This window comes from Marinactinospora thermotolerans DSM 45154 (assembly GCF_900167435.1).
Classification (GTDB): domain Bacteria; phylum Actinomycetota; class Actinomycetes; order Streptosporangiales; family Streptosporangiaceae; genus Marinactinospora; species Marinactinospora thermotolerans.
In genome coordinates this window covers 205,592-218,518 of record NZ_FUWS01000001.1, presented here as the reverse complement: position 1 = coordinate 218,518, position 12,927 = coordinate 205,592, and the positions used below count along the sequence as shown (strand labels likewise).

At 71.1% G+C, this 12,927-nt stretch carries 12 protein-coding genes; 4 read left to right on the top strand and 8 right to left on the bottom strand.

Annotation, left to right across the window (positions count from 1 at the left end; translation table 11 throughout):
- Positions 1–87: 87 nt before the first annotated feature.
- Complete coding sequence (locus tag B5D66_RS00955) at positions 88–948, bottom strand: SAM-dependent methyltransferase (protein WP_078759639.1); 861 nt, start codon at positions 946–948, stop codon at positions 88–90.
- Positions 949–1,227: 279 nt separating this feature from the next.
- On the opposite strand from B5D66_RS00955, the gene B5D66_RS00950 reads away from it, so the two are divergent.
- Positions 1,228–2,844 carry an FAD-dependent monooxygenase gene (locus B5D66_RS00950; protein ID WP_159457186.1) on the top strand — a complete coding sequence of 539 codons (1,617 nt, stop codon included), beginning with the start codon at positions 1,228–1,230 and terminating at the stop codon, positions 2,842–2,844.
- A 50-nt stretch (positions 2,845–2,894) separates the two neighbouring features.
- Here the strand turns inward: B5D66_RS00950 and B5D66_RS00945 are convergent, their stop codons facing one another.
- The 3 genes from B5D66_RS00945 to lepB all read right to left on the bottom strand — a co-directional run bounded on the left by B5D66_RS00945 (position 2,895) and on the right by lepB (position 6,724).
- Positions 2,895–5,258, bottom strand: a complete 2,364-nt coding sequence (locus B5D66_RS00945; RefSeq protein ID WP_078759637.1) for a Tex family protein — start codon at positions 5,256–5,258, stop codon at positions 2,895–2,897.
- Between the two features lie 144 nt (positions 5,259–5,402).
- Positions 5,403–5,810, bottom strand: a complete 408-nt coding sequence (locus tag B5D66_RS00940) for a winged helix-turn-helix domain-containing protein (protein WP_144290643.1) — start codon at positions 5,808–5,810, stop codon at positions 5,403–5,405.
- Positions 5,811–5,989: 179 nt separating this feature from the next.
- A complete protein-coding gene (gene lepB / locus B5D66_RS00935) occupies positions 5,990–6,724 on the bottom strand; it encodes a signal peptidase I (protein ID WP_078759636.1) in 735 nt (244 codons plus the stop codon).
- A gap of 114 nt (positions 6,725–6,838) precedes the next feature.
- Here lepB and B5D66_RS00930 point away from each other — a divergent pair, with 114 nt between their 5' ends.
- Both B5D66_RS00930 and B5D66_RS00925 read left to right on the top strand, forming a co-directional pair.
- Positions 6,839–8,368 (top strand): helix-turn-helix domain-containing protein, encoded by a 1,530-nt coding sequence (locus B5D66_RS00930; RefSeq protein WP_078759635.1) that lies wholly within the window; start codon positions 6,839–6,841, stop codon positions 8,366–8,368.
- Between the two features lie 121 nt (positions 8,369–8,489).
- Positions 8,490–8,702, top strand: a complete 213-nt coding sequence (locus B5D66_RS00925; RefSeq protein ID WP_159457185.1) for a DUF2795 domain-containing protein — start codon at positions 8,490–8,492, stop codon at positions 8,700–8,702.
- A 141-nt stretch (positions 8,703–8,843) separates the two neighbouring features.
- Here the strand turns inward: B5D66_RS00925 and B5D66_RS25350 are convergent, their stop codons facing one another.
- The 3 genes from B5D66_RS25350 to B5D66_RS00915 all read right to left on the bottom strand — a co-directional run bounded on the left by B5D66_RS25350 (position 8,844) and on the right by B5D66_RS00915 (position 11,423).
- Positions 8,844–9,002: a hypothetical protein gene (locus tag B5D66_RS25350; protein ID WP_159457184.1), complete on the bottom strand. Its 159-nt coding sequence runs from the start codon at positions 9,000–9,002 to the stop codon at positions 8,844–8,846.
- Between the two features lie 50 nt (positions 9,003–9,052).
- Positions 9,053–10,771, bottom strand: a complete 1,719-nt coding sequence (locus tag B5D66_RS00920) for an alpha/beta hydrolase (RefSeq protein WP_078759633.1) — start codon at positions 10,769–10,771, stop codon at positions 9,053–9,055.
- A gap of 205 nt (positions 10,772–10,976) precedes the next feature.
- On the bottom strand, positions 10,977–11,423 hold the full coding sequence (locus B5D66_RS00915; RefSeq protein WP_327307571.1) for an Hsp20/alpha crystallin family protein: 447 nt from the start codon (positions 11,421–11,423) through the stop codon (positions 10,977–10,979).
- A 109-nt stretch (positions 11,424–11,532) separates the two neighbouring features.
- Here B5D66_RS00915 and B5D66_RS00910 point away from each other — a divergent pair, with 109 nt between their 5' ends.
- Positions 11,533–11,898: a MerR family transcriptional regulator gene (locus tag B5D66_RS00910; RefSeq protein ID WP_235000597.1), complete on the top strand. Its 366-nt coding sequence runs from the start codon at positions 11,533–11,535 to the stop codon at positions 11,896–11,898.
- Between the two features lie 36 nt (positions 11,899–11,934).
- Here B5D66_RS00910 and B5D66_RS00905 read toward each other — a convergent pair whose 3' ends face one another.
- Positions 11,935–12,858 carry an ADP-ribosylglycohydrolase family protein gene (locus B5D66_RS00905; RefSeq protein ID WP_078759630.1) on the bottom strand — a complete coding sequence of 308 codons (924 nt, stop codon included), beginning with the start codon at positions 12,856–12,858 and terminating at the stop codon, positions 11,935–11,937.
- Positions 12,859–12,927 lie beyond the last annotated feature (69 nt).

Here is a 12,927-nt window from a genome sequence, read left to right as displayed (position 1 = left end):
TCCCGCGCCGGTGAGGTCGCGTGGGAGACGCGGTCAGAGCCCCTGAGGCGGCGACCCGTCCCACCCGTCGATGGCCCGGAGGGGCCGTCAGCGTTTGCGGCCGACCCCCGCGTGCTGCCAGAGCCTGACGTCGGGGTCCGAGGGGCGGGAAGCCGGAGCGACCCCGGGAGCGCGCCAGGTGGAGCAGTCGACGAGCCGCGGTGGCGCGGCTCCGTTGATGCCCGGTGAGAGAATCTCCCACCCGTCGAACGCGCGGGCGGCCTCCTCGGGGGAGCGGACCCGTCCCCAGGGGACGCCGAGGGACAGGAAGCGGTCGGTGAACTCCCGCGCGGCCTTCTCGTCGTCGGAGACGAGGTGGGAGTAGACGAGGTGGGACCCCGAGGGGAGCCGGTCGAAGTAGGCGCGCGCGACCCCGAACGGGTCGGAGTCGTCGGGGACGCAGTGCAGCAGGTTCACCAGCATCAGGCAGACCGGCTGGTCGAGGTCGATGAGACGCCGGGTCTCGGGGGAGTCGAGGACCGCGTCGACGTCGCACAGGTCGGCACCCGTCACGGAGGTGTGGGGGTTGTCCGCCAGCAGGGCGCGGCAGTGCGCCAGGACGATCGGATCGTGGTCGACGTAGACCACGCGGGACGTCGGGGAGAGGCGCTGGGCGATCTGGTGGGTGTTGTCCGCTGTGGGCAGTCCCGCGCCGAGGTCGAGGAACTGGCGGACACCCGTGGTGCGCGCGACATGGTCGACGGCGCGGGACAGATAGGCGCGGTTGGCCTGGGCCAGGAGGGAGGTTCCGGGATTGACCTCCTCAAGTGCCGCCATCCCCCTGCGATCAGACTCGAAATGGTCCTTGCCGCCGAGCATCGCGTCATAAATGCGCGCGACCGAGGGCACCGACAGGTCGATCCTGGGGGGCGGCTGCGCAGGGGGTGGAGCGGATAGGAAGTCGTTCATGGGCCTCTTTTCCAGACCGAGGTGTCCCGGTGGTCCACCATCGTAAATCCCTCGTCAGCGGGTGGTCGTGGTTTGTTCAAGAGTCTTTGGTCCGTTTCTCCTCTCCCTTCCGGGATTCCCCTTCGCCGCGTTCCACGCGCGTGATGAGATGTCCGGGGGCGGCCATTCGCGGCCACGGGGAAACGTGGAAAAGTGAAAGTGAGGATAAAATCGGAATTCTCCGGAAATGGCGGAAAGATGGTTGTCGGACGGATCCGGGCCCGGGGTACTGTCGGATACATGTCCGCGACGCCGCAGTCCGGCGAACCGGTGGATGTGCTCATCGACGGGGCCGGCCCCACCGGTCTGGCGCTCGCCGCCCTTTTGACGGCCTGTGAGGTCAGGCCGCGGATCGTCCAGTGCCGCGGTGCGGCCTTGACGAACCCGCAGACCCTGGCCCTCCACCCGCGGACCCTCGAACTCCTCTCGGGCATCGGGGTCACCGGTCCCCTGCTGGACCGGGGGACCCTGATCCGGCGACTGTGCCTGCACGCCGGTGGCCGCGCCGTCTCCCTCACCCCGTTCGGCACGGGGTCGCCCGGTACCGCCTATCCCTTCCTGCTGTTGTGCTCCCGGGAGCACCTCGAAAGGACGCTCACCGACTACCTGGCGGCCAGGGGGGTCGAGGTCGAACACGACACCGAACTGTTCGACGCCGAGGAGTCGAGGGAGTACGTCACCTGCATGCTGCGCAGGCCCGACCGTCGAACCCGTCGCCTCCGGGTCCGCTACCTCGTGGGCTGTGACGGCCGGCACGATATCGCCGGCGACGCCGCCCACGTCGAGTCGCGTGAGGAGAGGGGACCGTGGCGTTTCCTGGCCGGCGACGTGCGCGTGGCCGACGGGCCGCGAGGCGACGAGATCCACGTCTTCACCGGGGAGGCGGGCCTCCTGCTCCTCCACCCGTTGACAAGGGAACCGGGATGGCGTCTGCTCGTCGTCGGCAGGGACGGCACCGAGGAGCGCCCCGACGGGGCGGCGGAGCTGGGGCGCGGCGCCGACCGGCTCGGCGCGGGAACGGTCCAGGTCACCGAGGTCGAACGGGTGACACGGCCGCGCCCCCGGCACAGGGTCGCGCTCCGCTACCGCCATGGACGGATCCTGCTCGCCGGCGACGCGGCGCACACCCACGACGTGCTGGAGGCGCAGGGCGTCAACGTCGGTGTCGGCGACGCCTGGAACCTCGGCTGGAAGCTCGCGCTCGTGGTGCGCGGGGCGGCCGGCGAGAAGCTGTTGGAGACCTACGAGACCGAACGCCGTCCGGTGGCCGATGCCGTACCGCGCCACATCGACCGCGCGCTGCGGGCGGCCACCTCACCGAGGCTGGCGTCGTTGCTGGCCAGGAGCGGGCTTGCACCGCACCTGGCACCGCTGCTGCCGGCGCTCCAGCAGGGCCGGCGATCGTTGTTCCGGGGGACCGCGGTCGCCTACCACGGTAGCCCGGACGCGGTGGAGGGGGAGCCGCGGCTCCGGGGCGGTCCCCGGGCCGGCGAACGGATGGTCGACGCGGAGGTCATCCGCGACGGGACCCCGGTCCGTCTGCACGAGGCCCTCGCCGCCCCCCGCCACCATCTACTGCTGTGCGGCCGTGTCGAGGAGTGGGGCGCCGCCCGGACGGCGCCCCTGCTGCCCCTGGTCCGGTCCGGTCTGCTCATGGTGCACCGCCTCGCGGCCGAACCCTCCCCGGGGACGCTGTGTGACGCGCGCGGCACGGTGCTCGCCGAACTCGGCGTCGCCCGCGCGGGGCACTACCTGGTCCGCCCGGACGGGCATGTCGCCTACCGCGCCGCTGGCACCGACCTGACGGGGGTCCGCGCCCACCTGGCCGACATGCTTCCGGGGATCGACGAGGGGTGAGCGCGGGCGGGGACCGGGCCGCCGGACGGCGAAGTCCGGCGGCCCGGGGCTCACCGGCCGGCCCCGCCCAGTCCCTTGTCGAGTCCGGCGCGGCGCAGCGCGTCGGCCAGGGCGCCCTGGGGAGCCCGGGAGTCCGCGCGCTCCTGGCGCCGACGGCCCCCGCCGCGGCCGGAGCCGCCCCGATCGCGGCGAGACGCCCCCGAGGCGCCTCGTTGCCCGTCCCGGGGCTCGACCTCGTCGTCCAGGCGCAGGGTGAGGGAGATGCGCTTACGCGCCACATCGACGTCGAGGACCTTGACCCGGACGATGTCGCCCGGTTTCACCACGTCGCGCGGATCCTCGACGAACTTCTTCGACATCGCGGAGACGTGCACCAGGCCATCCTGGTGGACCCCGACGTCGACGAACGCGCCGAAGGCGGCGACGTTGGTGACGACTCCCTCCAGCAGCATGCCCGGTTCGAGGTCGCCGATCTCGTCGACCCCTTCCTTGAAGGTCGCCGTCGTGAACGCCGGACGCGGATCGCGGCCGGGCTTCTCCAGCTCCTTGAGGATGTCGGTGACGGTCGGCAGGCCGAAGGTGTCGTCGACGAAGTCCTCGGGACGCAGGGCGCGCAACCGCGATGTGCTGCCGATCAGGGACCGGATGTCACCGCCGGTCGCCGTGATGATGCGGCGCACCACCGGGTAGGCCTCGGGGTGCACGCTCGAGGCGTCCAGGGGGTCGTCCCCGTCGGGGATGCGCAGGAAGCCCGCGCACTGTTCGAACGCCTTCGGGCCGAGCCGGGGCACCTCCTTGAGGGCGGTGCGGGATCGGAAGGGGCCGTTGGCGTCGCGGTGCACCACGATGTTCTCGGCCAGGCTCGCGCTGATCCCCGACACCCGGGTGAGCAGCGGGGCCGACGCCGTGTTGACGTCGACGCCGACCGCGTTCACGCAGTCTTCGACCACCGCGTCGAGGGATCGTGACAGCTTCACCTCGGACAGGTCGTGCTGGTACTGACCGACCCCGATCGACTTGGGGTCGATCTTCACGAGTTCGGCCAGCGGGTCCTGGAGGCGGCGCGCGATCGAGACCGCCCCGCGCAGCGACACGTCCAGGTCGGGCAGTTCCTGGGAGGCGAACGCCGAGGCCGAGTACACCGAGGCGCCGGCCTCCGAGACCATGACCTTGGTCAGCTTCAGCTCCGGGTGGCGCGAGATCAGCTCGCCGGCGAGCTTGTCGGTCTCGCGCGACGCGGTGCCGTTGCCGATGGCGACGAGGTCGACGCCGTGTTCGCGGCACAGGCGGGACAGCGTGGCGATCGCCTCGTCCCAGCGACGTTGCGGCTGGTGCGGGTAGATCGTCGAGGTGGCGACGACCTTGCCCGTGGCGTCGACCACCGCCACCTTCACCCCGGTGCGGTATCCGGGGTCCAGCCCCATGGTGGGACGGGTGCCGGCGGGCGCGGCGAGCAGGAGGTCGCGCAGGTTCGCGGCGAACACGTTCACCGCCTCCTCCTCGGCGGCCTGCCACAGGCGCATGCGCAGGTCGATGTCGAGACGGACCAGGATGCGGGTCCGCCAGGCCCAGCGCACGGTCTCCACGAGCCAGCGGTCCGCGGGGCGCCCGTGATCGGCGATGCCGAAGGCGTGGGCGATGGCCCGCTCGTAGTCGCCGGGTCCGGTCGTCTCCTCCTCACCGGAGGGTTCCTGGGGTTCCAGGGTGAGGTCGAGGATCTCCTCCTTCTCGCCACGGAACATCGCCAGGATCCGATGCGAGGGAAGCTTCGTGAAGGGCTCGGCGAAGTCGAAGTAGTCGGCGAACTTCGCGCCGGCCTCCTCCTTGCCCTCGCGGACCCGGGCCACGAGGCGGCCACGCGACCACATGCGTTCGCGCAGCGTGCCGATGAGGTCGGCGTCCTCGGCGAATCGTTCGACGAGGATCGCGCGAGCGCCGGCGAGCGCCGCCGCGGTGTCGGCGACGCCCTTCTCGGGGTCGACGAACGCCTCGGCCGTGGCGGTGGGCTCCAGGACGGGGTCGGCGAGCAGCCGATCGGCGAGCGGTTCGAGGCCGGCTTCGCGGGCGATCTGCGCCTTGGTGCGCCGTTTCGGCTTGTAGGGGAGGTAGATGTCCTCCAGGCGCGCCTTGGAGTCGGCGGCCATGATGCGGGCTTCCAGGGCCTCGTCGAGCTTGCCCTGGGACCTGATCGACTCGAGGACGGAACTGCGCCGTTCCTCCAGTTCACGCAGGTAGCGCAACCGCTCTTCCAACGTGCGCAACTGCGCGTCGTCGAGGGCTCCGGTCGCTTCCTTGCGGTAGCGGGCGATGAACGGGACGGTGGCACCGCCGTCGAGGAGGCCGACAGCGGCTTCCACCTGCCGTTCGCGCACACCGAGTTCCTCGGCGATCCGCTGGTGAATAGAGGTCGTCACGATCCTGTTCCGCCTTCTCACGTGGGGTTGCAGGGTGCATTCTGCCGCTGTCCGGCGCGCTTGTCGCGCTACCGGGGCGGTACAGAGGCGGAAAACGGGGCCGATGAGCCCCGGATGTGGCCTGGCCCACGCGGAGAGGAGGGGTCAGGGGCGGTAGGCGTAGCCGACGCGGCGTACCGTGACGATCCGCTCCCCGAAACGGCCGAGCTTGCGGCGTAGCCGGTGAACGTGGACGTCGACGGTGCGGGTGGGGCGGGACGAGCGGGTCGGCCAGACCTGTTCCAGCAGTTCGGAGCGGGTGAAGACGCGCCACGGCTCCTCCACGAGGTGGGCGAGCAGCTCGAATTCCCGATAGCTCAGTTCCACCTGCGCTCCGTCGAGGACGGCGCGGCGGGACACCCGGTCGACCAGCAGGCCCGTGGCGGGGAGCGTGCCGAGGAGGCGTTCCGCGATCACTGCCGTGTGGTGTTCGGCGGGGGCCGGGAGGGGGAGCTGTTCCCGCGAGCCGTGGCTCGGGACGGTGTCGCGTGTGGTGGGGGTGGTGGGTGTCATGGGAGCTCCGTGGGACGGGCGTTTCGGGCGGGGTCCGCTGGGCGCCGCTCCGTCCACGGACCTGGAGGCGTGTCGGCGGACGGAGCGGCCACGTCTCCATGATGCCCATTTTCTCCATTAAGTCTACCTGTTTAGTTGGTCATATGACGGGGGCCACCCCGAGACGGGGAGGCGTGGGGTCAGTCCGCCGACGTGGCGTCGACGATGGGCAGCGAACCGATCCGGTTCAGGGGCCAGTGGATCATGAACGCCCTTCCCGCCACGGCGTCGATCGGGATGGTCCCGTCGCCCCCCGGGTCGGTGGCGTGGCCGCGGGAGTCGTAGGAGATCGCGCGGTGGTCGCCCATGACCCACAGCCGTCCCTCGCCCACGGTCACCGGCCCGAAGGGGGTGTGGGACTCCGGGCTCCCGGGGTACAGGTACGGTTCGTCCAGGGGCTGACCATTGACGAGCAGGCGCCCCTGCGCGTCACAGCATTCGACCGTGTCCCCGGGCAGGGCGATGACGCGCTTGATGTAGTCCTTGCCGCCGGGGGAGATCCCGAAGAACTCGCCCACCCGGGCGAGAGGGCCCGTGGCGGGTTCGGGGGAGGTGACGGCGTCCCAGGAGGTGCTGCCGTCGAACACGATCACCTCGCCGCGCCGGATGTCGCGCACGTGGTAGACGAGCTTGTTGACGAAGACCCGGTCGCCCACCAGCAGGGTGTTCTCCATCGAGCCCGAGGGGACGTAGAACGGCTCCACCACCCAGGTCTTGATGATGAAGGCCAGGACGAGGGCGATCGCGACCAGCAACGGCAGCTCTCGCCAGAAGGACCCCTTCTTCCGTTCGGGTTCGCGCCGGGGAGGGGAGGGGCGGTCCGGCTCGGAGGGGTTGGAGGGAGGGGGCAGGGGGTCGGTGCCGTGGTCGCTCATGAGGGGAATCCTCTCGTCATCGTCATTATCACTGTGTAAAGACTCGCCGAACACGTTTCCGGAGGCGCCGGTGTCGTGCCGCCCTTATCTCATATTTGAGATATGGTGCGAACCATGACAGATGACTACCTCATGCGGATCGGCACTCTCATCCGTAATGCCCGGCAACACCGGGGATGGACCCAGACGCAGCTCGCCGAAGCGCTGGGAACCAGCCAGAGCGCCATCAACCGCATCGAGCGGGGCGGCCAGAACATCAGCCTTGAGATGATCGCGCGCATCGGCGAGGCGCTGGACAGCGAGATCGTCTCCTTGGGGTATGCGGGTCCCATGCACCTGCGGGTGGTCGGTGGCCGCCGTCTCTCCGGCAGCATCAGTGTCAAGACCAGCAAGAACGCCTGCGTCGCGCTGCTGTGCGCCTCGTTGCTGAACGCGGGACGCACGACCCTGCGCAGGGTGGCGCGGATCGAGGAGGTCTACCGCATCCTCGAGGTCCTCAACAGCATCGGCGTGCGCACCCGTTGGGTCAACGACGGCGACGACCTTGAGATCACGCCGCCCGCCCGGCTGGACCTCGGCTCCATGGACACCGAGGCGGCCCGGCGCACCCGCAGCGTCATCATGTTCCTCGGTCCCCTGATGCACCGGGAGGACCGTTTCAAGATCCCCTACGCGGGAGGCTGCGACCTCGGCACCCGCACCGTCGAGCCGCACATGAGCGCGCTGCGGCGGTACGGCCTGGAGATCACCGCCACCGGCGGCTACTACCACGCCGAGGTGGACCGCTCCGTGGTGCCGACCCGTCCGATCGTGCTGACCGAACGCGGCGACACCGTGACGGAGAACGCCCTGCTGGCCGCGGCCCGGCACGACGGCGTCACGGTCATCCGCAACGCCAGCTCCAACTACATGGTCCAGGACCTGTGCTTCTTCCTGGAGCAACTGGGCGTGCGCATCGACGGCATCGGCACGACCACGCTGACCGTCCACGGTGTCCCGGTCATCGACCGCGACGTCGACTACTCGCCCTCTGAGGACCCGGTCGAGGCCATGAGCCTGATCGCCGCGGCGGTGGTCACCTCCTCGGAGTTGACGATCCGCCGGGTACCGATCGAGTTCCTGGAGATCGAGCTGGCCGTGTTGGAGAACATGGGCCTCGACCACGAGCGCGGCGACGAGTACGTCGCGGACAACGGGCGGACCCGCCTGGTGGACCTGACCGTGCGTCCCTCCAAGCTCCGCTCGCCCATCGACAAGATCCACCCGATGCCGTTCCCCGGCCTCAACATCGACAACGTGCCCTTCTTCGCCGCGATCGCGGCCTCCGCGCAGGGGGGCACACTGATCCACGACTGGGTCTATGACAACCGGGCCATCTACCTGACCGAACTCACCCGCCTGGGCGCCGAGGTCAAACTGCTCGACCCGCACCGGGTCCTGGTCGAGGGGCCGACCCGTTGGCGTCCGGCCGAGATGATGTGCCCGCCCGCGCTGCGCCCGGCCGTCGTGGTGCTGCTGGCGATGATGGCGGCGGAGGGGACGTCGGTCCTGCGCAACGTCTACGTGATCAACCGTGGTTACGAGGACCTGGCCGAGCGCCTGAACTCGGTCGGCGCCCGCATCGAGACCTTCCGCGACATCTGAGCGGCGTCGTTTGAACCCTCCGCGGTGGGGCAGCCGCCCAGCCGAGCCGGGTTGGACGCGCCGTGGTGGCGGGTGGACCCACCCGCCACCACGGCGCCGAGGAAGCCGAAAGGGGAACGCCGTGGTCACGGTGCGACACGTCGAGAGCGTCCGTCGGGCGCTGAGGGACCTCAGCTTTCCCGCGGGCAAGGAGGAGATCGTCGCCTGTGCGGAGCGCGAGGGGGTCGACCGTGAGGCGATGAGCGCCCTGCGCGCGATCCCGCCGGCCGACTACTACGGCGCGGACGAGGTGTTGCGCGCGATTCCGACGCCGGGGCCGGCCGGGGAGCGCTGACCCGGCCCCGCCGCCGTCACGGGCCCAGTGGGACGAGGACCGGTCCTGCTGGGCTTTCGCGTGCGAGCCGGCCTGTCCCCCGCCCCGCCGCGTCCTGGCGGCGCCGGGCGCGGGACGGGAGCGCGCTTTTGCCCTCGGGCCTCACCGCGCGAACGGGTCGGGGGGCGAGGTGCCCGCATGGGCGATCGCGCGGACCAGGGCGGTGATCTCGGGTGGTTCGGGCCTCTGCTCGATCAGTTCGGATGTGACGTCGAGCAGTTCCTCGTCGGTCATGCCGGCCCAGTCGTCGTGGTCTGGCATCGGAACTCCCCAGCCTCGGCGTCGGACGTCAAGGGAACTCGCTAACCGCGTCACCGCTCTGCATGCGTATCACCGGGTTCCTTATCGGGGGTGGATCGGCGTGGATGCAACAGGAGGTCGCGCAGGCGTTCGGTGTCGTGGTCGGTCCAGTGCGGGGGGTCGGTGAGCGCGAGCCAGGAGTCGAGCTGCTCGGTCCCATAGGCGTGGCCGTGCCCCTCGGGGACGCGGGTGGACACCGCCATGTCGGCGGTGATCTGCCACCAGGTGATGATGGGACGCCACCTGAGATCTTCGGACACGTCGGGGCCGTGGGGCGGGTCCATCCACTCGGGGCGGGAGAACAGCAGGTCTGTCGACCACAGCACGATGGGGTCCGACGGGTGCTGGAGGTAGACGACGGCGGGCCGTCCGGCCGTGTCCACGGTGCCGTCGCCGGTGAACGCCACCTCCTCGCCGTCCCCGTACACCGGCAGCCAGACCGGGCTGGTCGGATTCCGCCGGGCCACGACCTCCGAGTGCAGCCGGCTGGACTGGGGCGGGCCCACCCACAGCACGCCGTCGGTGCGCGCCATCACCTCGTCGATGTCGTCGAAGGCGGCCTCGCCCCCGAGGACGCCCAGGCTCTCGCCGTAGAGCAGCAGGAGGGGGCGTTCCCCCTCGGGCAGCCGCGTCCAGCGCGCGTGCACCGCCTCGAACAGCGCTGTGGAGGACGCGCGGGCACGGTCGGCGTCGGCGAGGAAGGAGATCCAGCTCGGCAGGTAGGAGTACTGGACGGCGGCGATGGCGGTGTCGCCGTTGTAGAGGTATTCGATCGACGCGGCCGCGTTGGGATCGACCCACCCCGTCCCGGTGGTCGCCGCCACGACCAGCACCGAGCGGCTGAACCCGCCGGTGCGTTCCAGCTCACGCACCACGAGTTCGGCCCGTGTGGCGGGATCCGGTGCCGAGCGCAGGCCGGCGTAGACCCGGATCGGATCGGCCGCGGGCCGACCGCTGAACGAGCTCAGGTGCTCGGCTCGCGGTCCCCTGCTGACGAACTCCCGTCCGTACAGCCCCAGCCCCTCCCAGGTCACCGCGGAGCCGGGGCCGGCGCTGCGCGTCGCCTCCACGGGAGGGCCGCCGTGTTCGGGTTCCTGCTGGTCCACCTGGGAGAAGAGGGCGTCGGAGGCCCCGATGAACAGGTGGAAGACCGGGTACTGGATCGTCCACGCCGTCGCCGTCGCCACGGCGGCGGCCCCCAGCACGGCCGCGGCGAACGGCGGGAACCAGCGGCTCAGCCGCCGGGCGAGGATCCGGGCCGCCAGGCGCAGGAGCCGGCCGGCCACGATCAAGCCGGCGAACAGGGCGCCGCCCACCGACAGGATCAGCAGGTAGTGCGGCGGGCCGGGGCTCTGCATGCCCATGAGCAGGCGGAGTTCGGTCTGCCAGGCCGCGGCGCGCCAGAACATCCACGGGGTCCCGCTGCCCGCGGCCAGCACCAGCAGCCACCACAGGGCGCGCCTTCCCCGCACCGGTGGTCGCCACTCGACCCGGCGGAGCGGCCCGGCGACCGCCAGTGCCCACAGTGCTCGGAAGAGGGCGTAGCCGATGGTGGCCAGGATGCCGCTGAGCAGCGCTTGGTAGAACCAGGGACGCGGGAGCAGGGAAGGGAGGAGGGAGAGCCAGAAGAACAGCAGCGCGCCGCACAGTCCCGCGGGATGGCAGGCCGCCCGGGAGCGCAGGCGGCGCAGGGACTTGCCGAAGTGTGGCGGAGACCGCCGGATGGACATGGTGCGGTCCTGTCGGCCCGTGCCCTCCGGTGGTGACTGGCAGATCCTTCGGTGATCGCCTTCCTTTTCCACGGCGGCAGGCTACCCCGCGCGTCGCTGAGACGGGTATGTCCGACATGGCCGGAAACGGCGGTGGGGGAGTGTCCGAACCCCGGAACCGGGCCAGGGGAGCGTCCGGGGTTCGGACCTTCCGGCCGGCGGGGCCTCAGGCGGTGATGCGCCGGGGCTGCTCTCCGCCCGATGCGATGCTGATCTTGCGGGGCTTGGCCTGTTCGGCGACCGGGATGCGCAGAGTCAGCACGCCATCGGTGTAGGAGGCGTCGATCCCGTCGGCGTCCAGGGTCTCGCCGAGGAAGAGCTGCCGGGAGAAAGAGCCCGTGGGGCGTTCGGTCACCACGGCCTCGCGGTCCCCGCGGAGGAGCTCGGGACGCTCGGCCCGGACGGTCAGTACGTTGCGTTCGACCTCGAGGTCGATGGAGTCGGGGCTGACCCCCGGCAGGTCGAAGTGGATGACGAAGGTGTCGCCGTCACGGTAGGCGTCCATCGGCATCGGCAGGGCCGAGAGATGGCCGGAGTCGCCCAGGAGCCGCTGGGTGAGCCGGTCGAACTCGCGGAACGGGTCGGTGCGCATCAGCATTACTGTCACCTCCATCGTTTCCGAAGATAACCTGATGCGACCTCACGCAGGTTTTATACCGCTCCCCGTAGACGATAAACATCCATACAGAAGAAAGTCGGGAGACGAATCGGAGGGAGGGGCGTTGACCCGAGACGAAGCCCCGGAACCCGGTGGCCGGGAGGGGAACGGCGGAGGGGAGGGCGTTCGGCCGCACCCCGACCGCGCCCTCTACGCCATCTCCGTCGCCGCCGAACTCGCCGGCATCCCCCCGGCGACCCTGCGCGCCTGGGAGGCCAAAGGACTGTTGACACCACGGCGCACCGACGGTGGAACCCGCCGCTACAGCGAGAACGACATCGCGCGCTCACGGCGCATCGCCGAACTCTCCGCCCAAGGCGTCAACTCCAGCGGCATCAGGCAGATCCTGGAGCTCCAGGACGAGAACGCCCGCCTGCGTGGGGCCGCCTCCTCCGCGACCGGTGACGGGCCCGGCGCCGGTCAGGACTGAGCAGGAACCCGCGGCCTCCCGCCCCGTCGGGCGGGGTCAGGCCGTCCCGACACCATCCTCCCCGGCCGTGCTCCAGGAAGGAAGCTCCTCGCAGGCCGCCGGCCACTCCCGTGGCACACCCCGCATCCCGCTGCGCGCCGCCACGACCCCCGCGGCGATCGCGCAGGTGGTGTCCCGGTCCCCCAGGCCGGCGACGGTCGCCCACAGGGCCTCGGTCAGGTCGTCGAGGTGTCCCGCCGCGCTCCACAGCGCGAAGGGGACGGTGTCCTGGGCCGACAGGGCGCTCCCGTTGCCCAGGACCGCCGCGGCGTGGGCGGGGACGGTGTCTGGTGCCAGCCGGGCGGCCTCCTCCAGCCGGCCGCGGACGGTCGAGCGATCCAGGCGTGCGGCGATCCGGGTGAGGAACTCCCGGGGCTGGGGGGCGGCCGCGTCGCGGCCGCGTACCGCCAGCGCGGCGGCGAGGGCCACGGCCACCGCCCCGTTGATCGCCTCGGGGTGGGTGTGGGTGACCACCGCCGAACGGGCGGCCTCCTCGGCCGCGCGGTCGAGGTCGGCGGAGAAGAAGGCCCCCAGGGGTGCCACGCGCATGGCCGCTCCGTTGCCGTGGGATCCCTCCCCGCCGAACTGTGCGCCGGCGAGCTCGCGCCAGTCCGCGCCGGCGGCGACCGCGCGCAGCATCCGTTCCACCGAGGGTCCGTAACCGCGGGAGGGGTCGTGCCGGTGGACGAAGGCGGTCACCAGCGCGTCCTGGTCGATCCGGCCGTGCTCGGCGAGGACCTCCACAACGGACAGGGCCATCTCGGTGTCGTCGGTCCAGCGCCACGGGGCACGGGTGAGAACACGGTCGGCGATGGCCCGTCGAGCCTGTTCCTCGGGGAGGAAGTAGCCTTCGCCGAAGGCGTCGCCAAGCGCCAGTCCGCGGAGGGCGCGAGCCGCGTCGTCGAGCCGTCCGTCCACCATCGGGTCTCCTCCTGCGGCGGGAAACCGGATACGGGTCACCCTATCGGCCTGGTCCGGCTCGGCGGGATG